This window comes from Klebsiella sp. MISC125 (assembly GCF_051131775.1).
Classification (GTDB): Bacteria; Pseudomonadota; Gammaproteobacteria; order Enterobacterales; family Enterobacteriaceae; genus Klebsiella.
Window position 1 is genome coordinate 2,886,542 of record NZ_CP180448.1, and the last position, 22,764, is coordinate 2,909,305.

Sequence of the window (22,764 nt, forward strand, 5' to 3'; positions counted from 1 at the left end):
CCCTTCATGCAAATATGCTGAATATATAACGATGTTATCTTCTTGTATGGTAGTTGATGAAAATCAAAGGTGTTATACCAATCATATGAGATGGTTTATATCACTGAGCCATTCTCATTGAGAATGGATTTTTGAACATCATAAAATGAGAGTCACCATGGAAAACACGCTTTTAACAGCTAATGCCACGCTGCCTTCTTACGATCGCAACCGGCTCGTTCCGCGTATCGTCCACCTGGGCTTTGGCGCATTCCATCGCGCCCACCAGGCGGTATATGCCGATATTCTGGCAACAGAACACGACAGCGACTGGGGTTATACCGAAGTGAATTTAATCGGCGGCGAGCAACAGATTGCCGACCTGCAACAGCAGGATTTGCTGTATACCGTCGCCGAGATGTCGGCGGATGCCTGGACTGCTCGCGTTGTCGGCGTGGTGAAGCAGGCAATGCACGCCCAGGTGGATGGTCTGGAAAGCGTGCTGGCGAAAATGTGTGAACCGCAGGTCGCCATTGTCTCATTGACCATTACTGAAAAAGGTTACTGCCACTCCCCAGCGAGCGGTGAACTACAGCTGGATCACCCGCTGATTGTCGCCGACTTGCAAAACCCGCATCAGCCAAAATCAGCGCCGGGTGTGGTTGTGGAAGCTTTGGCACGACGTAAGGCGGCTGGGCTGGCCGCATTTACCGTCATGTCCTGCGATAATATGCCGGAAAACGGCCACGTGATGCGTAATGTTGTTTGTGCCTATGCCCGTGCAGTTGATGCCGATCTCGCTGAATGGATCGTGCACAATGTTACTTTTCCATCCACGATGGTTGACCGCATCGTCCCGGCTGTTACAGCGGATACGTTGGACAAAATTGAACAACTCACCGGCGTGCACGATCCTGCTGGGGTCGCCTGTGAACCGTTTCGCCAGTGGGTTATTGAGGATAACTTTGTTGCCGGTCGTCCGGAATGGGAAAAGGCGGGCGCTGAACTGGTATCTGACGTGCTGCCGTTTGAGGAAATGAAGCTGCGTATGCTCAACGGTAGCCACTCCTTCCTGGCTTACCTGGGTTATCTGGCCGGTTATCAGCATATTAATGACTGTATGCTGGACGACAACTATCGCCGTGCCGCGCATGCGCTGATGCTGAATGAACAGGCTCCGACGCTGAAAGTACAGGACGTAGATCTAGCGCGTTACGCAGGTTTACTTATCGACCGTTACAGCAATCCGGCGTTGCAGCACCGCACCTGGCAGATAGCGATGGACGGTAGTCAGAAGCTGCCACAGCGCATGCTGGATTCGATTCGTTGGCATCTGGCACATGGCAGCGACTTTACTCTGCTGGCGATGGGCGTTGCGGGCTGGATGCGCTACGTCAGCGGCGTTGATGACCAGGGACAGGCAATTGAAATTTCTGACCCGTTGCTGCCGGTGATTGCCGGGACCGTGCGCAACAGCGAAGAAGGTGAAGGACGAGTGAAGGCATTGCTGGGTATTGAGGCCATTTTCGGTCAGACTCTGGTACAGGAAGGCCGCTTCGTAAATGCGGTCACTAACGCCTATTTAGCACTGCAAAAGAACGGCGCAAAAGCCACTGTTGGTGCGTGGGCCCAGGCCAACTAAATTTCTCCATTCTGATGCCGCCTTACTGGCGGCATTATCCCTCGCAATCCTATGATGTATCCTGCCTGAATTTCCCATTATTGATTTTAACTCCGGCTCTGCTTTCATCAGATGCGGAACAAAGACTCTGCAGAGAGTGTTAAATAATATTTATGCTCACACTATATGATTAATTAATTCATCACTCTTATTCCAAAACCCTTCTTGATTAGCGTATTAAATACATGTCTATATTAGTGTGATCTTTGATGGTTTTTTAATGACGATCACTTGTATGGTAGTAGGTCTGATGATTAAATTCCGCGTGATGATTGCTGGTAAATTGGCATGGAACGATATCTAATCAATCAGAAAAGGTGCAGGAATGCGTGATTTAAATAATAAATGCAAATGGTTGGCCAAAACAGTCTGTGTACTGCCGTTATTGATCGTTGGCGTATGTAGCGGGGCGGAATCACTAAACGTAAGTACCTCTTTATCTCCTGATGACCCTATCTACAAGGGATTGCAGTCCTTTAAGAAAAACGTTGAGTCGCGCACTAATGGTGATATTAAAATAAAACTGTTTTCGAGCGGGCAGCTTGGGGCTGATAACGAGCTGTTACAGCATGCTCAGGCGGGAAGCAACGTTGGTGTTATCGTTGATGGTGCCCGTCTGGCGCAATTTGTGCCAGAAATGGCTATTATTCCCGCTCCTTTTGTTTTTAAAGATTACCAGACGATTAAAACCTTTATTAATAGCCCTGTTTTTGCTCAATGGAGTGAAAAAATGGCGAAGAATTCAGGACTCACACCTCTATCATTTAACTGGTATCAGGGAGCTCGTATGCTGGTGACGCAGAAACCAGTACAGAAACCTGAAGATTTATCCGGCGTGAGAGTTCGTGCACTGGAAGCACCGGTAACCATTGAAACGATTAAGTGTATGGGAGGCGCGCCAACGCCTCTATCCTGGTCTGAAATTTATTCATCTATTCAAACTGGCGTCGTTGATGCTGCTGAGGCGCAACCCACTGCGGTATATGGTTCTAAATTGTATGAAATTACAAAATTCATCACTAAAACAAACCATATACATTTAATGACCGGCATTATTGTTTCAGAAAAATGGTTATCCACGTTAACGCCTGAACAGCAGACAATCCTGAAAGAAGAGGCACAGAAGAACGGCGATATCGCTTCCGATAATACCATTGCCGCCGGAGACAACATGCTGGCGGATATGGCGAGCAAAGGAATAACGATTTCTGAAGTTGATGTTAAGCCTTTTGTTGATGCCTGCGCCTATGTTCCAAAAAAACTGGGTCTGGAATCTGCACTTGAACAGGTAAAAAGCGTTATTAACTAAAATTATCTCGGGGGTGAATAGCCCCCGTTCGCAGCATTGAGGTTAAAAATGAAAGTTTTTCGCCAGTTTGAACTCGCATTTGCGCGTATTGGCTTGGTTGCGATCGTTATCATTATTCTTGCCGGGGGCGTGGGACGAGCTATCGGTCATCCTCTTATTTGGTCGTTAGAAATTGCTATGGTAATTTTCGCGTGGATCAGTATGTTTGCTATTGATTACGCTTTCCAGGTTCGCCGCCATATTGGTATTGATGCCGTAGTCAATTTTTTCCCGCAAAAATTAAAAAGAGTATGTTTGTGGGGGAATGAAATTATTATTCTTGGCTTTTTATTATGCGGCGTCTGGTACGGTTTTAACTTCGTTATCACCACACATCTTCAGGTTCTGCCAGTTACTGAGTTATCTCTGGCCTGGTTGAATAGCGCAGTACCTACTGGATGTCTTCTCATGCTTTTTACCTCGCTGGAGTTTTTATTCGGCGGTTGTCAGGAAAAACAGCAAAAAAATGAGGTCGAGATATGCTCTTAACCGTAGCCCTGTTTGTGGTGTTATTGATTGTTGGCATGCCGGTAGGGATGGTTATTGCGATATCCAGCCTGAGCTATTTTTTTACCGCTGATTTTTTGCCAGTCGGTATTGCTTTTCAAAAATTTTCTGCGCCGACTCAATCTTTTCCTATTCTGGCAACACCATTATTTCTCCTTGTTGGGAATTTACTAAATAAATCAGGTGTTACCCATCGTCTACTCGATTTTGCCCGCATCATCTCGGGATGGATGGTCGGTGGTCTGGCGCAGATCAACGTGCTTTTGGCGTGCTTGCTGGGGGGCGTTTCTGGTTCAGCGACCGCAGACGCGGCGATGCAGGCGCGCGTCTTGGGTTTACCGATGGTCGCTCGCGGATATCCGAAAGCGTTTAGTGCCGTGGTTATTGCGTTTAGTTCGTTGATTACGGCGACCATTCCACCGAGTATCCTGCTGATCTTGTATGGTTTTGTCGGCAACGTTTCCATTGGAAAACTGTTTATTGCCGGGATTTTTCCGGGATTGCTGCTAACTATCATTATTATGGTGACAAACTATATTCTTGCCCGGCGCATGAGTATTAAGCCGGAAATGACTTCGTTACCAAACAGGAAAGAGGTTTGGCTGAGTTTTAAAAACAGCTTCTGGGCACTCATGTTTCCGGTTGTTTTAATTGTTGTCATCCGGTTGGGTATTTTTACTACCACGGAAGCAGGCGCGTTTATTGTTTTATACGCCTTTGTTATTGGCCGCTATGTCTATAAAGCCCTTGATAACGCCACGCTATGGGAAGTTCTGAAGGAAACCATTAGCGATATCGGCGTCGTTATGCTGCTGATTATGTCTGCGGCGATTCTCGGGCATATCACTATTCTCGATCAAATTCCGCAGCAGCTCGCCGAGGCCATTATCCAGATTACGGAAAATCCTTATGGTATTCTGGTTCTGCTATTGGCTTTAATTGCGGTTGCGGGGATGTTGTTTGATGGTAGCGTTATTATATTGCTCCTGACCCCCATTCTATTACCCATCGCGGTTGAGGCTGGATTTGATCCGATACATTTCGGTTTGGTTTTTGTGGTGCTCACCCTATTGGGAGCCAATACGCCCCCGGTGGGGATCTGTATGTATACCGTTTGCGGGATCTTAAACTGCAGTACGGTCGCGTTTGTCAGAGCTTCAATTCCTTATCTGCTCGCATTCTTTGTATTCATTGCGATGCTGGTGATCTTTCCCTCTATTACTTTATTCCTGCCACAGGCGCTGATGTAAATCTTGATTGCATCAATATCATATAACACAGGATAAGACCGTAAATTGAGTATTTACGGTCTTACATTTTATATTATTTGAGGTTATGTATGCCGCTAGTTAACGCTTCGTTTATGATCAACAATGCACCCGGTGTGAAACTTTACAATGAGGTGGCAAAATCGTTGCCGATTATTGATTATCATTGTCACCTTGATGCCAGAGATATTTATGAAAATAAACCTTTCAACCATATAACAGATCTATGGCTAGCGAGCGATCACTATAAATGGCGAGCGATGCGCGCCAACGGTATTGATGAACGATATATTACTGGCGATGCCAGCGCAGATGAAAAATTCCGCGCATGGGCGTTGACGGTCGAATCCTGCTTTGGCAATCCGTTATATCACTGGACGCATCTTGAGCTGCACGCCTATTTCGGTTGTGAAGAAACGCTAAACAGCCAGAACTGGCAGAGAATCATGGCGCACTGCAATGCGCTCATTGGACAAAAAGAGTTTTCACCTCGAGAACTCATTAAGCGGTCAAATGTTGAAGTTCTCTGCACCACGGATTCGCTTCTCGACTCTTTGCACTTCCATCAGCAGTTAAAGAATGAGTCCAACTTTGAAGTGAAAGTATTACCGACTTTTCGTCCCGATGAGCTTTTCGTCGCTGATACCCATGCTTTTAGCTTGTTTATCGACAGATTCTCGCAGGTCAGCGGTTTTGCCATCAAAACGTTTAATGATTTTGATAAAGCTATAGGTCAGCGTATTGACCATTTCCATCGGGTCGGCTGCCGTATTTCCGATCATGGGCCGCAGTTTATTTGCTGGAATTGCGCAACGCAGTCAGAAGTAGAGTCAATTTTTTGCAGAAAACGGCAAGGAAAAAAACTAACCACAGATGAACAGACGAGTTTAAACAGTGCGATCTATCTTCTTTTAGCTCGCCATTACAAGCAGCGTGATTGGGCGATGCAAATCCATTTCGGGGCGATTCGTGATAACAACAGTATGATGTTCTCACGCTTAGGGCAAAATAAAGGGTTTGATTCGATAATGGATCAGTCTCTGCTTGCGGTACATCTGAACCAGTTTCTCGACGCTCTGGCACGCAATAATGCATTACCAAAAATCATTTTCTACAATCTTAACGCCAATGATAACGATATTGTCGCCTCGACGATGGCCAACTTTCAGACGGCGGATAATGGTGTGAAATCGCCTTTGCAGTTGGGTTCCGGCTGGTGGTTTAACGACACCCGTCGCGGTATGGAGAACCAGTTAAATACGCTGGCTGATCAGGGGTTGCTGATGCATTTTGTCGGTATGCTTACGGATTCGCGTAGTTTTGTCTCTTATACCCGTCACGACTATTTCCGACGAATTGTTTGTAACCTTATTGGTGAATGGGTTGCCCGCGGAGAAGTGCCTGACGATCAGGAGATTTTATCCCGGATGGTCAGAAGTATTTGTCATGATAATGCCGAGTGTTACTTCAGATTCTGATTTTTTAGCGTCAGCAGGTGAGGGGAGCGCCCTCGATTATCGGTTAATGCAAATCAACCATTAGCGTAAAAATTGATCCAGATCGTTGAATACACATAACTTTAGCTATCCACAGCTAAATATATATAATTTATATTTATTTTAATGAATTAAATATTTATTTGGCGGATGTATTGTTCTCCCGTTGTGATAAATATGGCATGATGGCTTAAATTATTTAGTTTCTTGAGAAAAGGAGAACGGACTATGTACAAAAAAATATTGTTGCCCGTAGACGTTTTTGAAATGGATTTAAGTGACAAAGCCGTTCGCCATGCGGAGTTTTTGGCCTCAGCGGATGAAGGTGAAATCACGCTGCTGAACGTATTGCCAAACAGCAGTAGCTCAGTTCTGCGCGGTTTCGCAGCCGATATTCGTAAATTTGAAGCATATATGCGGGAAGAGTCAGAGAAAAAGATGAAGTCGCTGTCCCGTCTGTTCTCAATTCCTGCTGAACGCATTCACTCCCGGGTCGTGTTTGGTAACGTGCGTGATGAAATCTTAGCGATCGGCAGTAATGATGACTATGACGTGATTGTGATTGGCTCGCGTAAACCGGGCATTTCTACTCATCTGTTGGGATCCAACGCCGAGTCGATTATTCGCTACGCAAAAATACCGGTTCTGGTGATTAGATAGCATCGATAGCCTGAACATTTGGCGGCAGGTGAGAGACTCTGCCGCTATCTATATTTTTACTCTTCGCTGAACCAGTCGCTATTTTCCTGACGTACAAGCAGGACGGACTCACTAATTTCCTGCAGATGCAGGCTCATCGCTTTTTCTACGGCATCCGGGTTACGGGCGACCAGCGGCTGGAAAATATCATAATGCTGGCGCAGCATCATATCGGGAGGAGTGACGTGATCGAGACTCATGTAACGCACCCGGTCAATGGTGGCTTTAATATTTTCGACGGTATCCCAGGCTAATTGGCAGTCGGCAATTTGCGAGAGCTTCTGGTGAAATTCATCATCCAGCTGAAAGAAATCATTTAACTGTTGGCGTTCGACCGCCGCACGCTGCTGATTGAGATTTTGCTCAAGCTGATAGAGCTGTTCCTCATTCACCATCCCGGCGGCGCGTCGCACCACAGCGCATTCAATGGCCTGGCGGACAAAACACCCATTACGCACCTGCGAGAGGGAAATCTTGTTCACATAGCTGCCGCGCTGTGGGCGGATCTGAATCAGGCCGTTTTCCGCCAGTTTAATAAAGGCTTCGCGCACCGGCTGACGAGAAACGTCAAAGCGTACGGAAACTTCCTTTTCGGACAGTGGGGTGCCGGGCGGGATCAGGCAATGGACGATATCCCGACGAAGGATACGATAAATTTGCTGGTTTACAGGCTGTGTCGGATTCAGTTGGGATTCTGCGGCCATTGTGCTTACTTTTAAATGGAATTTTGCGCTATTTTACGCGTTTTTTGCTTTCCAGCCCAGACCCGGTCTGCTGACCGGGTCGTTGAGCTTAGCCCTGACGATGAACGTTTAGACCGGCAAAACTTTGGCTGACTGGCATCATTTCAAGGGTGTTGATATTGACGTGTTTCGGCAGGGTTGCGACCCACCAGACCGCTTCGGTTACATCTTCCGGCGTCAGGGCTTGCGTATTCTCATAAGCTTTGTCCGCTTTGGCGTCATCACCTTTAAAGCGCACATTAGAAAATTCTGTTCCGCCTACCAGACCGGGTTCAATATCGGTCACGCGAACGGCGGTGCCGTGAAGATCGGCGCGCAGATTCAGACTAAACTGGCGAACAAAAGCCTTCGTCGCGCCGTAAACGTTACCGCCAGCATAAGGCCAGCTACCAGCGACTGAACCGATGTTGACGATATGACCGCGGTTACGTTCAACCATGCCAGGCAGAACCGCACGGGTCATGTACACCAGCCCTTTATTGTTGGTGTCAATCATATCTTCCCAGTCTTCAACGCTGGCTTTGTGTGCGGGTTCGAGCCCCAGCGCCAGTCCGGCGTTATTAACCAGAACGTCAATGGCTTGCCACTCCGCGGGCAGCCCGGCGATCATCTCTTCGATAGCCGCACGATTACGCACGTCCAACTGCGCGGTATAAATGCTCTCGCCCAGCTCATCCTTCAGCGTCTTCAGGCGCTCTTCGCGACGCCCGGTGGCAATGACTTTGTGACCGTTAGCGACAAAACGGCGAGTAATACTTTCACCAAAACCTGCTGTTGCTCCGGTAACCAGGATAATCATCTTACTGTTCCTCAACGCTTTTTGTGTCTTTATACCATAGCACGCGATATCGGCGACGGGTAATGGAAATCGTCGGACAACATTTGACGAGCGGGGAAATCATTGCGATCAATCAATGAGTTGCCTAATCTTACAGGATAATCGTGTTCAGGAGATGATGATGTTGGACAACAACCCTTTTTTAAGCGTCAGCCTGCTACCTTACCAGGCGCCGCGTTTTGATTTGATTTCAGATAGCCATTACCGCCCGGCCTTTGATGAAGGCGTACGGCGTCAACGTGAAGAGATTAGCGCGATCGTTAATAACCCGGCTCCGGCGGATTTTACCAATACGCTGGTGGCTCTGGAGCAGAGCGGGCAGCTGCTGGCGCGGGTGACAAGCGTCTTCTTTGCTATGGCTGGAGCGGATACCAACCCGATAATTCAGGAACTGGATGAGCAGTTTTCTGCCGAACTGGCTGAACTGGGCAACAATATCTGGCTCAATGAGGCGCTGTTTGAGCGTGTGAAACAGGTTTGGCAACAGCGTGATTCTCTCTCTCTGGACGCTGAATCCATGCGTTTGCTGGAGGTGACCTGGCAACGTTTCACCCTCGCAGGCGCAACGTTGGCAGAAGAGCAAAAAACGGTGCTGCGGGCGCTGAATACGGAAGCTGCGACCCTGCAAAGTCAGTTTCAGCAACGTCTGTTGGGGGCGGTGAAGTCCGGTGGTCTGGTGGTAGATTACGCCCATCAGTTGGAAGGGCTCAGTGAGGATGAAATAAGCGCAGCGGCAGAAGCGGCGCAGGAGAAAGGCTTAAACGATCGCTGGCTGCTTGCGCTGCTTAATACGACTCAGCAACCCGCGCTGCTTTCCCTGCAGGACAGGCAGACGCGAGAAAACCTGTTCGCTGCGGGTTGGACGCGTAACCAAAAAGGCGATGCCAATGATACCCGCGAGCTGGTATTGCGGCTCGCGGAGATCCGGGCCCGTAAAGCGCAACTGCTTGGGACCGCTGATTATGCGAGCTGGTCGATGGCTGACCAGATGGCAAGAACCCCTGAGCAGGCCTTTGCCTTTATGCGGCGGATAGCACCTGCGGCGCGAGCCAGAGCCGAGCAGGAGCTGGCGGATATTCAGCAGGTTGTCGATAATGAAGGCGGCGATTTTCAGGCTGCAGCCTGGGACTGGCTCTACTATGGCGAGCAGGTGCGTCGGGCGAAGTTTTCTATCGACGAAGCGCAGCTAAAGCCGTATTTCGCCCTCGACCGCGTCCTGCGCGACGGCGTATTCTGGGCCGCTTCTCAGCTGTTTGGCATCCGCTTTGTTGAGCGTTTTGATATTCCGGTTTATCACCCAGATGTGCAGGTATGGGAAATTTTTGACGCGAACGGTGAGGGGATTGCGCTGTTTTATGGTGATTTTTTCGCCCGCGATAGCAAAAGCGGCGGGGCGTGGATGGGCGTTTTTGTTGAGCAATCAACTTTGCGCGCGCAGCATCCGGTCATCTACAACGTCTGTAACTATCAGAAACCCAAGGCTGGCCACAGCGCATTGCTGTCGTGGGATGAGGTGATTACGTTATTCCACGAGTTTGGTCACACGCTGCACGGCCTGTTTGCCAGCCAGCGTTATGCCAGCCTCTCAGGCACGAATACGCCGCGTGATTTTGTTGAGTTCCCGTCACAGATTTTTGAACACTGGGCCAGCGAACCGCAGGTATTCGCCCACTATGCGCGGCATCATCAAACCGGTGAAGCCATGCCGGAAGCGTTACGTGATAGCATGTTCCGGGCGGCGAAGTTTAATAAAGGTTACGACATGAGCGAGCTGCTCGCGGCGGCGCTGCTGGATATGCACTGGCACAGCGTGTCGACGGAAACGCTGCCGCAGGATGTTGATACCTTCGAAGCGACGGCGCTGCAAGCGGAGAATATGGATCTTTCCGCCGTGCCGCCGCGTTATCGCAGCAGCTATTTTTCGCATATTTTCGGCGGCGGCTACGCCGCAGGCTATTACGCCTACCTATGGACACAGATGCTGGCGGACGATGGCTATCAGTGGTTCGTTGAGCAGGGCGGTTTAACCCGCGAAAACGGTCAGCGCTTCCGCGAGGCGATTTTGTCGCGCGGCAATAGCACTGATTTAGCTGAACTGTATCGGCAGTGGCGCGGGCACGATCCTAAAATCGAACCGATGCTGGAAAATCGCGGGCTGAACGTTTTATAGTCGGTTTTGTAAGCCGGGTAAGGCGCTAGCCGCCACCCGGCAGAAATGCGAGAACAGTAACAAAAAATCGGTTTGTTTATCGTTTGAAACTCCGGGCAGGGCTATTTCCTCTGATAAACATTGGCAAAATGTGAATTACCACATTAAATCGTCGGGCACTTTAAAATCAGCATACGGATCATCTTCATCCTGCTCTTCCTGACTCAGCGCGCTGTTTAAAACAATACTGTTCGCATCTCGCTGCGCGATTTTATCGGCCACGATCGCGGGGATAATTGCGTATTCACTCTCGCCACTGCCATCAATAACCAAACGCGCGATGGCGAGACGGCCGTTAATCAGCTGAGTTTGCGTTGTCTTATCCACAACAACTTTTTTAATTAAGTTGTTATCCGTGAAGTTAAAATCAATATTGCCTTTTGCAATGACGATTTTGTTCATTTCAATGAGCTGCTTCACCTGAGCTTTATACTCTTTAGATAAAACAGCTTGTTTTTGTTGTTCGCTTAGCTGTTTATCACGCTCAAGCTGCGCTTTTTTATTTTCTTCCACAGCCTCTCTTGCTTCGCGAGCCTGAACTCGTGATTTCTTCGCTGTTCTCTGGACTTTAGCCATCTTTTTGCTGGTTACTAGCCCTGCTTTTAGCATCTGTTCTTGTAAGGTGAGTTTTGTCATCTTCGCTTCTAAACCCGTTGAAAAATTTTTGCGATTATACCTGTAATTTTAGCTGATGTGTCAGTGCGCGGGGATGACGTTGCGATACGGTCAGAACGAGGTGGACCTGGTGAATCATCCAGTACAGACATGGAGTGCATAAAAAATCACATGAAGTGGTTTATTTTTGTTATAAATGCATCTTTAGCGGTTTTTTATGGAGGTCGAAGATGATTGTCAGAACCTGGCACGGCTGTGTTCCTGTTGATTTTGGTGAAGCGTTTGCAGACCATTTGCAGGCAACCGGCGTGCAACATTCGGCGGGTATCCCTGGAAACGCGGGAGCGTTTGTCAGGCGAGAAACTCAGGGAGAATGGGAACATTTCTTTCTGGCGACTTACTGGGAGGATCTGGATGCGGTCAAAGCGTTCGCTGGTGAGAATTACCATGTGGCGGTAACCTACCCTGATGATGAGCAATTCCAGCTCCTGTCCGATCCCTATGTCTTTCAGTTTGATGTGGCGAACGTCTTGGCGATTTGAGTGGGGTAAAGCACTAAAAATTAAGGCCCGAAGGCCTTAATCTTACTTACGTCCAGCCAGTAAACCAATGACCAGCCCGATGGCACCGGCGGCCAGCAATCCGGTAAGCGGGTTTTCTTTGACTCGCTCCGAAACTTCGGAGACCGCATCTGACGCCTGGGCGGCGTATTTACGCGCTGCGCCTTTCAACTGATGCTTAGGCGAATCTACCGCATCACCAAATTGCTGTTGGGCTTCCCCGGCAATTTCGTTGACTTTGTTACCGACCTTGTCCGCCAGATTTTGCGCGTCGTTTTCATAATCTTGTGATGACATGTGATTCTCCTTTCGTTTGACTCATTCAAGTCTAGTGGCTGACGGAAGAAGTTCAAATGCACAGGCCGCTACGGCTGTATTCCAGGATTTTTCCAAAGACCGGATGAGTTACACGCTGCCGTGCTTTTTCAACACGCCTTTGTCGTCAAAGATAAACATAATCGATTGCCCAAGTCCGTTCTGGCAGACAACGCCATCGGCGTTGGTTTTATCGGTGATACCCTGGCACTCCATATTGCTGACGTAAGGACGAATCTGGCATTTTAGCGTTTTGCCATCTTCCATAATCAGTTGTTTAGATTCGCTGAGCTCATTTGCCGCAGGCGCCGGGCAGGTACCTTCACCCCAGTTAACGCCATGGTGCTTGTCAAAAGCCGAGCAGCCCTGCAATAGCGCAGTCCCTGCCAGAAAAAGCATCAGATAGTGTTTCTTCATTACATAACCCTGGTTGTTGTTTTCCGCTTTAGTATAGGAAACAACCTCGCCATAAAGCCTTCGCCAGAATTAGTGGTTTTCCAGATATTTCAATTGATTGAGACTATTCTGAGTAATAAAATCCACATAACTTGCTTTCTTCCAAAGCGATGACTGATAAATAAGAGCTATTGAGATTCACAATTCCTCTTTTTTCCTTCATCATTTGTCAGCTTTTGCTACTAATAATCAGCGTTTAGCTCAGCATAAGAAATTTATTTTTTTACTCAAGGTCGGTATGAACTATAAGAATGTACTGAAGGTTGCGTTACTGCTTGCTCCCGTGGCGTTGCTGAATCTGTCCACGCCTGCCTGGGGCGCGGACGCGGCGAAAACAACAACCTGTCAGAAAGCGCCGCCTGCGGTGGACAAAGAGGGCGTGCCGCTACCGCCCGTTGTCGGAAAAGAGGGGGCTCGGCCTGCTCCGGCAAATGGCAAACCAGGTCATGACGGCCCCGCTGCAAACTGTCAGCCAGTGGCTATCGAAAACTAATCATTGACCTCAACCCGGGAGGGACATGGTGCACCCGTTAATTAAGGTCATGCTGGTAGGGGGTAAAGGAGATGGCCTGCTGGTCAGCGTCGCCGATACCGCGACAGAAGTTTCCGTCACGCCGGCGCAGTACGGCGCAAAATCCGGTCAGCCGCTGAGCTATCGGATTGTGTCGCAAACTATCGATGATGAGCGCTACTTTTTCGGCGTTTTCAGTGAGAGCCATGAGGATACGGATAAACTCAAGAGAGTGGCGTTGACTCGCGGCATGAAAAAGCTCTTCAGTTGATCCGATGCCGGACGGCTATCTGTCGTCCGGTCGGGTCATGTTTCGTTTTCCTCCCGCCTCCGATACAGTATAGCGATACGCCTTTGCACGCTTCGGAAACGCTATGATTAACCACATCCGCATTAAAAACTTCAGATCGGTCAGGGATATCGAGCTGGAGCTGGGTGCGCTGAACATTGTTTTCGGCCCCAACGGCTGCGGCAAGTCCAATATCTACAAAGCTATTCATCTGCTAACCGCCTCCGCTGACGGACAATTTTCCGGCTATATCAGTGATGAGGGCGGCCTGGAAAATATTATGTGGTCAGGGCCGAATGCGCCAACGGACCGCTTTCCGCGACGGTTGCAGATTGCCTGTCTGACCGATGAGTTCGACTATGAGTTGCAGGTCGGCTTTCCGGAAAAACTGCCTTATCCGACCCAGTTTGTGCTGGACCCGATTGTCAAAGAGGAGTCTATCTGGCTGGCGGGCTTTTCCCGACGACCTTCATCGCGTGTGCTACAGCGCAAAAATCAGGCCGCGTTTCTGGTAGATGTTAACGGCGAAAAAAGTACCTTCACCGATACTATTTATGAGAACGAATCCATCTTTGGTCAATTGGGTGAACCGCATCGCTTTCCGGAGGTCTCGCGGGTTAGGGAGACCATGCGACGCTGGCGTTTTTATCACGAGTTCAATATTGGCAGGCATTCGCCGCTACGCCAACCGGCGGTCGGCTACCGCTCGCCGGTGCTTGATAGCAATGGGCATAATCTTGCTGCCGCCTTTCAGACTATTGTGGAAATCGGCGCGGAGGAACTGCTGCATGAGATCCTCGCCGAGGCCTTTCCGCAATGCACATTCTATTGTGAGAATGAGAATTCACGTTTCTCAATGAAGATGCGGCGTAACGGTGTTTACCGGCCTTTACTGGCCTCCGAGATGTCCGACGGCACGCTGCGTTTCCTGTGCCTGGCGGTGGCGTTATTGAGCCCTCGTCCACCGGCATTTCTGGCGATCAATGAACCGGAAAACAGCCTGCACCACCAGATGTTTCCGGCTCTTGCCAGATTAATTGTTGAAGCGTCTCGCTATAGCCAAATCTGGTTGACCAGCCATTCTGCCGAGCTTTCCGAATTGATTTCCTCAATGGCCGACGCGCGAATTTATGCGCTGGAAAATAGCGATGGAGAGACGCGAATTATTGAGTAATATTGGCTATTTGCATTCTAAATGCCGCCGGGTTATTTCCGGCGGCATCTATTTTATGCCGCTGCCGGGAGGAGCGTTTTGCTACCTTTCAGGGTAAATAGTGAGATAACCGTAAAGCTCAGGGTAATACAGCCGAGGATCAGATAAGCCTGATGGAAGCCAACGGTATCGTACATCCGTCCAACCCACGCTGACAGCACAACGCCTGAAAGCTGTTTCGATAAATTAAAACCAATCAGGAACAGCGTGGCAGAGAGTTTTGGGTTAAAGGCCGACGAGATATATTTAAAGGTGCCCACCAGCAGGAACGGAACTTCAAACATATGCAGCATTTTTAAGATAACCACTTCCACCGCCGAGGTAGCAAAAGACGATCCTAAAATACGCACTGACATAATCAGTCCGGCGGTCAACAGGGCATTCTTGGCACCAATTCGGTTAACAATAGCCGGTGCGCAGAACATGATTAGTGCATTAAGTAGTTCCCCGCCAGTGGTGACGAAGCCAAAGATTTCGGTCCCACGTTGCGGGCTGGAGAAGAAGCCTTTAAAGAAGTTGGCGAACTGCTGGTCGAAGACGTCATAGACGCTGGCGACGCCAACGACATAAATGATGAAGCCCCAGAAACGTGGCATCCGCAGCAGCTCCGCGGCGGTGCGCATGGAGAAGGCCTGGCGATTAGCGCCCAGCGCGTCGATAACCTCAGCGCTATTGCTGCTTTCCGGTTTTGATACCCACAGCAGCACGCCAAGGATCAGCGCAAAACCGGAGGCGATCCAGAAAGTAATATTGGGATCAATACCAAATAAAATGCCGGTGATTGATGCGCATAGCGCCCAGCCGATACAGCCGGAAACGCGAACCTTACCGTATTCAAAACGGTTAGCGCGGCTGACGCGTTCAATATAGGCTTCTACTGCCCCGGAGCCGCTGGAGAATACGACCCCCAGGTAAATCCCGCCCGCCAGCGCGCCCGCGATGATATTCATTTGCAATAGCGGCGAGAGGACGAAAATAAAGAATGGCGCGAACAGAATTAATAAAACTGTGATGGTCCACAGCAGATGCTTACGCAGCCCAAGCTTATCTGAAATCAAGCCAAATATAGGCTGGAAGATAATGGCGAAGAGCGAAATTGAGGAGAAGACGATCCCCGTTTCGGTTTTGGTTAAATGGTTAACTTCCGCCAGCCACACCGGGAAAAAGGGAAAGTAAGCCGACATAATGAAATAGTAGAAGAAAAAGAACAGCATAAAGTAAAAGAAGTTATACCGTTCTCGGGGCGCGAGTTCAGAGAGTTTCATTGTGAATATTCCATCTTATTATGCCTGTAAGGTTGGGGGCTTTCGCCCCCGATTATTATTGGAAGTGAATCGTTAACTGATATTGCCATTGTGTCTCAAGCAGCAGCCATTGCTGTAGTACGCTTGGCGTCCAGGAGTCATCGCCGCCGATGCCCATATGCTGGCCATCGAGGGTGATCCAGACGCCGTCTTCCGGCTTCATCCAGTGCCAGTGGTCCGTTTCTGTTAACTGCGCGGTACTGTAGGGTTGTACTGAGAAGTGGAAGTTACCCGCCACATGCCAGCGGCCCCAGTCCAGCGCCTTGTTATCACAACGCAGACCGTTTTCGGTTGGGAAAATATACGCTGTGCTCATCTCTTCCAGCGGCAGCTGCCAGCGGGAGAAACAGGCGCTGGCGCGGCGATCCGGGTAGTTCTCATGCGGGCCGTAACCCAGCCAGGAGACAGGCTGATGCTGGTCCGGGACCTGGAAATTCAGCCCGACGCGCGGCAGCGGTGGCAGGGTGCCAGCGCGTTCGCCATCAACCGCCAGATGCAGCTTACCCTCAGCATCAAACGTCATCCGCCAGTGGCTGACGATCACCACTTCTTCGCCGCGCAAATAGTGCCAGCGGCTATCGATCACCACTTGATGGGCCAGACTTTGTGCCTCGCACTGCACGCAGCGGGCGCTAAGATTGTAGAGACCGGCGCTTTTCCAGCGTTCAACCCAGGCGTTAGGATCGATGCGTTCCACTTCGCTAACGCCAATATCGTTATCCAGCGGTGCGCGCACGAACTGGTCACGCAGCGGCGTCAGTAGCTTTTCCACGCCGTCTACCTGCCAGTGGCTCAGCAGACCGCTTTCCCGGTCGATAGTCCATTGTTGCGATCCACTGCGTACAGTCCAGGCGCTGTCGCTGCTGCCCAGCACAGGTGCAGTACCCTCAGAAGCAGGGGCGCGTAAGGCCAGCGGGGCGGCGAGTGGGAATTGCTGCCAGGCGACGCGATGTCCGGCGTCGGACCAGGCGGTGGCCTGCGGCTGGACCACTTCCAGCATCAGCCACACCTCTTCAGCACCGGCAGGCAGCACCAGGTTCTCGCATAGTGTCAGCTCGCTCTGGCCTTCGGGCGCAAGATCGAGCTTCATGCTGCCCTCGGCAAAGGTTTCACCTGCCGCCTGAACCTGCCAGCGCAGCTCTTCGTTATCGGTAGTACGGAACAGATATTCGCTGCTGATACTGATACGCAGCGGGCTTTGCGCCAGCAGGGTAAACTGGAAAAACTGCTGTGCATGCTTAGCTTCAATTAATGAAGGATGCGCGCGGCGATCCGGGAACACCAGACCATTCATACAGAACTGGCGATCGTTCTGTTTATCGCCAAAATCGCCGCCGTAGGCCCAGCCCACGCTGCCGTCGTCGAAGGTTTTGCTAATGGCCTGATCGGCCCAGTCCCAGATAAAGCCGCCCTGCAGGCGCGGGTAGTCGCGAAACGCCTGCCAGTAATCGGCAAAGTTACCCAGGCTGTTGCCCATCGCGTGGGCGTACTCGCAGAGGATCAGCGGACGCTGCTCGCCCGGCAGGCTGATCCATTTTTTGATCCCCCATTTGGGCACAGTTGGAATCAACTGGTCACGCTCAACGCGGGCGTACATCGGGCAGATAATATCGGTTGTGCTGCTGTCGGCGCCGCCGCCTTCATATTGCACCGGGCGTGAGGGATCGTTGCGTTTCAGCCAGTAATACATCGCTTCGTGGTTGCTGCCGCCGCCGGATTCATTTCCCAGCGACCAGATAATAATTGACGGATGGTTACGATTGCTTTGCAGCATCCGGCTGACGCGGGCGTTGTAGGCCGGCAGCCAGGACGGATCGTCGGAAAGGCGATTCATCGGCACCATGCCGTGGGTTTCGATATTGGCTTCGTCGACCACGTACAGGCCGTAGCGGTTGCATAACTCATACCAGCGCGGAGCGTTAGGGTAGTGGGAGCAGCGCGCAGCGTTAAAGTTATTCTGCTTCATCAGCAGAATGTCCTGCACCATGTCCTCTTCGGTCACCACCTGGCCGCGCTGGTGGTGATGCTCGTGGCGGTTGACGCCGCGGATGAGCAGTGCTTTGCCGTTCAGCAGCAGCAGACCGTTATTGATTTCGACACGACGAAAACCGATATCCCAAGCTTCAGCTTCAATCAGCTCATCGCCGCGCCACAGCGAAACGACCGCCCGGTAGCAGTTCGGCGTCTCCGCGCTCCACAGCACCGGGCGTTCAACCTGCAGACGGATCGCCGCGCGCTCGGCGTAGTTTCCGCGCTCATCAATCATCGGCGAGCCCGGCAATTGCTGGTGGCTGGCGACCAGGCGAGCGTCATCCCACAGTTCAACCTTCACCGTCAGATCTTCCAGTTGCTGTACCGGCGCAGCGACGCTTAAATTGACCAGCAGCTCGGCATCGCGATACAACGCATCCAACTGCGGAGTGAGCTGAACATCGCTGAGGTGCAGCGCCGGTTTATGTAACAGCCACACCGAGCGGAATATCCCACTCATCCGCCACATATCCTGATCTTCAAGCCAGGTTCCCGCGCTCCAGCGCATCACCATGACGCAGATGCGGTTTTCGCCCGCCTGCAGATACGGGCTGAGATCGAAGGCGGCGGGCAGGCGACTGTCCTGCGAGTAACCGACCCATTTGCCGTTGCACCACAGATGAAACGCCGAGTTGACGCCATCGAAGATAATCTGCGTCTGACCTTCGGCCTGCCAGTGTTCATCGACGCTAAAGGTCCGCGAGTAGCAGCCAGTGGGGTTCTCGTCAGGGACGCGCGGCGGCGTCGTATCGATAGGGTAGCGGACGTTAGTATAGATAGGAGCGTCGTAGCCTTCCATTTGCCAGTTCGACGGCACCGGAGTACTGCGGCAGTCCGGCAGATCGTCATTGATCCAGCTGGCATCCACATCGAACGGGCTGTGAACGTAAGAAAACTGCCACTGACCATCAAGCAGACGACGGCTTGCCGAAAGCTGGTTATCCCGCGCTGCGCCGGTATCGCGCCAGCTGGCGAAAGTTGGGTGGGCCGCTAAGCGGTTGAGGTGAGTAATGGTCTGGTTTTGCCAGTCTTCCCGGGCAATTACTTCATTAAACGTCGGTCCTGCGGTAGAGATAGAGTTATGTTGTTGCATACACATACCTGACGGATAAGTGAGAAAATGTCATTCGCTAGACAAGAATGGTTTCGTTATCAGATATTTTCATTTAGGCCGCAATATTGGCGAAATTGAAACCTACTGGCGATCACGAAATGCCAGAAAAATGGCTGATTCTTGTCGTCTTTTAAACATAAAATGTTAGCGAACGACATTTAGGTTTTCAGGCAGAAGGAGCGGGCGATGCAGCGCCGTTTGGCAACGTTAGAAGATGTGGCCCGCGAGGCCGGGGTTTCTCAGCAGACGGTTTCTCGGGTACTGAATAATCCGGAGGTGGTTTCTGAACGCACCCGCGACAAAGTGATCCGCGCGATGCAGGCGTTGCACTATGTGCCGAACCGCTCTGCGCAGCTGCTGGCGGGAAAATCCGCGCCGTCGATTGGCCTCATTACCGCTTCGTTGACCCTGCACGCGCCTTCGCAAATCGCCGCGGCGGTAAAAAGTTATGCCGGTTCACATCAGCTGGAGGTGTCGATTGCGATGCCGGCGCAGATCGATTATTCGTCACTGCAGGCGCGGTTGAATGAGTTTCGTGCCCAGCACATTCGCGGAGCGATTATCAGCTTGCCGCTGGAAAGCAGCCTGGCGGAGCGGCTGGTAGAGGAGAACCCGGATATTTCCTGCCTGTTCCTTGACGTTTCGCCGGACACTGATGTGTGTTGCGTGCGCTTCGATCACCGCGACGGCTGCGGAGCCTGCGTGCGCCATCTGTGGGACTCAGGACATCGCGAGTTCGGATTACTCGCCGGGCCGGAGAGTTCGGTCTCGGCACGGATGCGCTTGAGCAGCTGGCGCGAGGCGCTACACCGGCTGGGGGTTAGCAATGCGGTGACGGTGTTTGGCGACTGGAGCGCAGCCAGCGGCTGGAATAAAACCTTTGAACTGCTGCATCAGCATCCCAGTATCAGCGCGATCGTGGTGGCAAACGATCAGATGGCGCTCGGGGTGCTGAGCGCTCTGGCGCAGCTTAATCGCACCGGTAGCCAGGCAATTTCCGTTACCGGCTACGATGATACGGCGGATAGCCTCTACTTCCAGCCACCGCTCACCACCGTCGCACAGGATTTTAATGTACTGGGAAGAAGGGCGGTCGAGCTGTTGATCCAGTTGATGGCCTCCCCACAGTTAAGGATCCGCGAACTGCTCCCCACGCGGTTGATCATCCGCCACTCAACCTGGCCTTGCGCGGTTGAGGCGAAAGATGAGAAGGTGCAGTTAATCGCGCAAATAAAAACGCTGGTGGAAAAACTTTGAGCAACGGCTTCGTTTAGCTTTCATTGAAGAAACGTGTGATAGCGTAATGAAAAGACGTAGGCAGAGTGATTAATGCTCTGAACGTAAAAACAATCTATCCATGCAAGCATTTATTTACCGCCAATAACCTGGCGGTTTTTTTTTGCCCGTTTTCTGGCCAACGGGCAAGAGTATATTTTATTTAATGCTGTGATTAGGTGATATTTCGTCCTTTCAGAAGCATAAATGCGCTGTTTTTCATGTCAGTGGTTAACAAATTCCCGAGGGTTATAGTTTTTTTAGTAGCATAAAATGCTGTTGACGAGGAAGCGAGTGAAATCTTTGTCAGGTTAGGCATAGATGCTCTACTCTGGATGCGGATAAACCGGGGGACAAAGTGATGATGAAACTGGTCGGTAAAGCGCATCTGGAGCAGGTGGACTGGCATGCAGTCGCGGATATTATCGCCGCCGCAGGTCTTAATCAAAGAGATGTCGCATTAGTTGAGCGGGCCTTTCGCCACAGTACTTTTTGCTGGTTTGGTTATGAAAATGGGCAGCTGATTGCGGTGGCGAGAGCCATTAGCGACCTGACCTGGTGCAGCTATCTGGCGGATGTTGCGGTTGTTCCACGCTGTCAGGGAAAAGGATACGGGCAGCAGCTGATGCAGGCGGTCAGCAATGAACTGAAGCCGTTTGGTAAAACCTTTATCTACGCGGTTGTGGATAAAATAGACTTCTATCGCCGCTTTGGTTTTGAGCTGCTCACGACGGGAATGGTATGCGCCAGCGAGGAGAGCCTGATTCGCCTGCGTGAGCAGGGGTATACGCGAACTCTCGATAACAATCTTTGAGATGTTTTGAAGCAATGGCAATCCGTTACGCAGTGGCAGCGTTCAGATCGACAGTACCTGCACATAGATATCGGGAAGGTACTGCTGATCTTTCCACCAATTTTACCGTGCCAGATGCCGGTTGTAACCGGCGGCAACGTAGTCATCGTACCTTCTGTTCAGGATATCAATAGCAGCGAGCCTCCTTTGAGTTTATCAATTAAGGATTGAACAATGTCATACGCGACGGCGGGGCAACCGTAGGATCGCCCGCAACGACCATTTTTGTTCACGTATTCTTCATCAGCATAGGGGACCCCATGAAAGACAATGCCTCGCGTGTAGGCATTATTATTACTCTCCTCAAGACCTTCCAGCCTCAATGCTCTACCATGCTTTGCCATCGTATAGGTGCTTAGTGTCTTATAGAGTCCTAACGAACTTTGGTGTGAATCCGGTGTATTTGAAAAAATGGTTGCTAGCCCATCGTTATTTGGATCGCTGCCTGTCCCGTGTACTGCATAAACACTTTGAACCGTATTGTCGGTGCGATCAAAGATATGCATTCTTTGGGTTTTAGAGTGTTCTTTTATTTTGAATACAACCCAGTATCGAGGGTTGGATACAGAATTATTTTGCATTTGCCAGTCAATCATTTTCTTAATGTCATTGTGCGGAATGCTTACACTATCTGCTAGCGCATATAATCCCTCGCCGATGGTGCTGCCGGATATTAATGAAGGTACGCTTACGTCTATACTATCGTTATCAATCAGTGAATTAAGCCGGTTGGCTCTGTTTATCCACCCTTTAAGGAAGACATTCTGAGATGGTTTATTAGCGACAATTTTTTTAAACAATTCAATGTTTTTATTGGCAAATAAAGGAATGAACTTGTCATCAGGAAGTTTATTGAGGGCATCCAGAGTTTGTCTGTCCATTATTTTGGTTATGTTGATATTTAATATTTCCTGGCAAAGCCTTAATGCGGTCCCCGCACCACATAACACACCCATATCAAATAGTGCGGTAGCAATGCTTTGATCTAATACTTTATCTAAATTTAATACATCCCAATAATTTTTTTTGTAAATAGCAGTAATTGCTTTAATACTGATGCTTTTAAGTTCTTCCTCCGTGACGTCTTTTCTTCCTAGATGCTCTGATAACTCACTAAGTATGATACCTTTATTCGTCGCCCCTCCTTGATCTGCTGGATGATTAGTATAGCCCCCTTCATTTTTTAAAGTAAATATCAGCGCTTCATCAATATTTGAACCGAGTTGATCGATAACGTTATCGATCTTTGTGATGTTGGGTATCGGTTCTTCGGTCATAGGTTTACCCATGAATGGTTTTTCAACCATAAACGCTTCAAATTTTTGAGTTGCTGCCAGCGTCAGTGGGCCAACGATGCCATCAATATCACCATTATAAAGTTCTAATGATTTTAATGCTAATTGCAGTGACTCAATTTTGCTTTTCGTAAACATAATATTCACCTTCATTCATTTTTATGC

21 protein-coding genes are annotated in these 22,764 nt (G+C 50.1%); 13 read left to right on the forward strand and 8 right to left on the reverse strand.

Annotated features, from left to right (window positions below; genetic code table 11):
* Window positions 1-157 precede the first annotated feature (157 nt).
* From ACMYSL_RS13700 to ACMYSL_RS13725, 6 genes are all read left to right on the forward strand, one after another.
* The gene (locus ACMYSL_RS13700; RefSeq protein ID WP_434663524.1) at window positions 158-1,621 is read left to right on the forward strand and encodes a mannitol dehydrogenase family protein; all 1,464 of its coding nucleotides are present in this window, start codon (window positions 158-160) and stop codon (window positions 1,619-1,621) included.
* 364 nt (window positions 1,622-1,985) lie between these two features.
* Window positions 1,986-2,969 carry a C4-dicarboxylate TRAP transporter substrate-binding protein gene (locus ACMYSL_RS13705; protein WP_304259474.1) on the forward strand — a complete coding sequence of 328 codons (984 nt, stop codon included), beginning with the start codon at window positions 1,986-1,988 and terminating at the stop codon, window positions 2,967-2,969.
* Window positions 2,970-3,017: 48 nt separating this feature from the next.
* The gene (locus ACMYSL_RS13710) at window positions 3,018-3,497 is read left to right on the forward strand and encodes a TRAP transporter small permease (RefSeq protein WP_304259473.1); all 480 of its coding nucleotides are present in this window, start codon (window positions 3,018-3,020) and stop codon (window positions 3,495-3,497) included.
* Entirely contained in the window at window positions 3,488-4,765 is a 1,278-nt protein-coding gene (locus ACMYSL_RS13715) for a TRAP transporter large permease (protein ID WP_304259471.1), read from the forward strand. Before ACMYSL_RS13710 ends, ACMYSL_RS13715 begins: the two co-directional genes overlap by 10 nt.
* Before the next feature lie 89 nt (window positions 4,766-4,854).
* Window positions 4,855-6,261 (forward strand): glucuronate isomerase, encoded by a 1,407-nt coding sequence (gene uxaC / locus ACMYSL_RS13720; RefSeq protein WP_434663529.1) that lies wholly within the window; start codon window positions 4,855-4,857, stop codon window positions 6,259-6,261.
* A 246-nt stretch (window positions 6,262-6,507) separates the two neighbouring features.
* Window positions 6,508-6,939: a universal stress protein gene (locus ACMYSL_RS13725; protein WP_112214301.1), complete on the forward strand. Its 432-nt coding sequence runs from the start codon at window positions 6,508-6,510 to the stop codon at window positions 6,937-6,939.
* A gap of 56 nt (window positions 6,940-6,995) precedes the next feature.
* On the opposite strand, the gene ACMYSL_RS13730 is transcribed toward ACMYSL_RS13725, so the two are convergent.
* Both ACMYSL_RS13730 and ydfG read right to left on the reverse strand, forming a co-directional pair.
* Window positions 6,996-7,682 (reverse strand): GntR family transcriptional regulator, encoded by a 687-nt coding sequence (locus tag ACMYSL_RS13730; RefSeq protein WP_434663532.1) that lies wholly within the window; start codon window positions 7,680-7,682, stop codon window positions 6,996-6,998.
* Window positions 7,683-7,770: 88 nt separating this feature from the next.
* The gene (gene ydfG, locus ACMYSL_RS13735; RefSeq protein WP_112214300.1) at window positions 7,771-8,520 is read right to left on the reverse strand and encodes a bifunctional NADP-dependent 3-hydroxy acid dehydrogenase/3-hydroxypropionate dehydrogenase YdfG; all 750 of its coding nucleotides are present in this window, start codon (window positions 8,518-8,520) and stop codon (window positions 7,771-7,773) included.
* Between the two features lie 160 nt (window positions 8,521-8,680).
* Here ydfG and dcp point away from each other — a divergent pair, with 160 nt between their 5' ends.
* On the forward strand, window positions 8,681-10,729 hold the full coding sequence (gene dcp / locus ACMYSL_RS13740; protein WP_434664077.1) for a peptidyl-dipeptidase Dcp: 2,049 nt from the start codon (window positions 8,681-8,683) through the stop codon (window positions 10,727-10,729).
* A gap of 135 nt (window positions 10,730-10,864) precedes the next feature.
* Here dcp and ACMYSL_RS13745 read toward each other — a convergent pair whose 3' ends face one another.
* Window positions 10,865-11,404 carry a DUF2058 domain-containing protein gene (locus ACMYSL_RS13745; protein ID WP_110274102.1) on the reverse strand — a complete coding sequence of 180 codons (540 nt, stop codon included), beginning with the start codon at window positions 11,402-11,404 and terminating at the stop codon, window positions 10,865-10,867.
* Between the two features lie 209 nt (window positions 11,405-11,613).
* On the opposite strand from ACMYSL_RS13745, the gene ACMYSL_RS13750 reads away from it, so the two are divergent.
* Window positions 11,614-11,925 (forward strand): hypothetical protein, encoded by a 312-nt coding sequence (locus ACMYSL_RS13750; RefSeq protein WP_434663535.1) that lies wholly within the window; start codon window positions 11,614-11,616, stop codon window positions 11,923-11,925.
* Window positions 11,926-11,967: 42 nt separating this feature from the next.
* Here ACMYSL_RS13750 and ACMYSL_RS13755 read toward each other — a convergent pair whose 3' ends face one another.
* Together ACMYSL_RS13755 and ACMYSL_RS13760 are read right to left on the reverse strand one after the other, a co-directional pair.
* Entirely contained in the window at window positions 11,968-12,240 is a 273-nt protein-coding gene (locus ACMYSL_RS13755; RefSeq protein ID WP_110274104.1) for a DUF883 family protein, read from the reverse strand.
* Window positions 12,241-12,348: 108 nt separating this feature from the next.
* Entirely contained in the window at window positions 12,349-12,675 is a 327-nt protein-coding gene (locus tag ACMYSL_RS13760; protein WP_434663538.1) for a hypothetical protein, read from the reverse strand.
* A gap of 277 nt (window positions 12,676-12,952) precedes the next feature.
* On the opposite strand from ACMYSL_RS13760, the gene ACMYSL_RS13765 reads away from it, so the two are divergent.
* From ACMYSL_RS13765 to ACMYSL_RS13775, 3 genes are all read left to right on the forward strand, one after another.
* Window positions 12,953-13,207, forward strand: coding sequence for a hypothetical protein (locus ACMYSL_RS13765; protein ID WP_182239046.1), 255 nt, complete (start codon window positions 12,953-12,955; stop codon window positions 13,205-13,207).
* Window positions 13,208-13,235: 28 nt separating this feature from the next.
* Window positions 13,236-13,496, forward strand: coding sequence for a hypothetical protein (locus ACMYSL_RS13770; RefSeq protein ID WP_182240782.1), 261 nt, complete (start codon window positions 13,236-13,238; stop codon window positions 13,494-13,496).
* A gap of 103 nt (window positions 13,497-13,599) precedes the next feature.
* Window positions 13,600-14,688, forward strand: a complete 1,089-nt coding sequence (locus tag ACMYSL_RS13775; RefSeq protein WP_434663542.1) for an AAA family ATPase — start codon at window positions 13,600-13,602, stop codon at window positions 14,686-14,688.
* Between the two features lie 53 nt (window positions 14,689-14,741).
* Here the strand turns inward: ACMYSL_RS13775 and ACMYSL_RS13780 are convergent, their stop codons facing one another.
* Entirely contained in the window at window positions 14,742-15,992 is a 1,251-nt protein-coding gene (locus ACMYSL_RS13780; protein WP_434663545.1) for an MFS transporter, read from the reverse strand.
* A gap of 55 nt (window positions 15,993-16,047) precedes the next feature.
* Window positions 16,048-19,155 carry a beta-galactosidase gene (locus ACMYSL_RS13785; protein WP_434663547.1) on the reverse strand — a complete coding sequence of 1,036 codons (3,108 nt, stop codon included), beginning with the start codon at window positions 19,153-19,155 and terminating at the stop codon, window positions 16,048-16,050.
* A 207-nt stretch (window positions 19,156-19,362) separates the two neighbouring features.
* On the opposite strand from ACMYSL_RS13785, the gene ACMYSL_RS13790 reads away from it, so the two are divergent.
* On the forward strand, window positions 19,363-20,433 hold the full coding sequence (locus ACMYSL_RS13790) for a LacI family DNA-binding transcriptional regulator (RefSeq protein ID WP_434663550.1): 1,071 nt from the start codon (window positions 19,363-19,365) through the stop codon (window positions 20,431-20,433).
* A gap of 379 nt (window positions 20,434-20,812) precedes the next feature.
* Entirely contained in the window at window positions 20,813-21,265 is a 453-nt protein-coding gene (locus ACMYSL_RS13795) for a GNAT family N-acetyltransferase (RefSeq protein WP_434663553.1), read from the forward strand.
* Window positions 21,266-21,423: 158 nt separating this feature from the next.
* Here the strand turns inward: ACMYSL_RS13795 and ACMYSL_RS13800 are convergent, their stop codons facing one another.
* Window positions 21,424-22,737 (reverse strand): murein L,D-transpeptidase catalytic domain-containing protein, encoded by a 1,314-nt coding sequence (locus ACMYSL_RS13800; protein WP_434663556.1) that lies wholly within the window; start codon window positions 22,735-22,737, stop codon window positions 21,424-21,426.
* Window positions 22,738-22,764 lie beyond the last annotated feature (27 nt).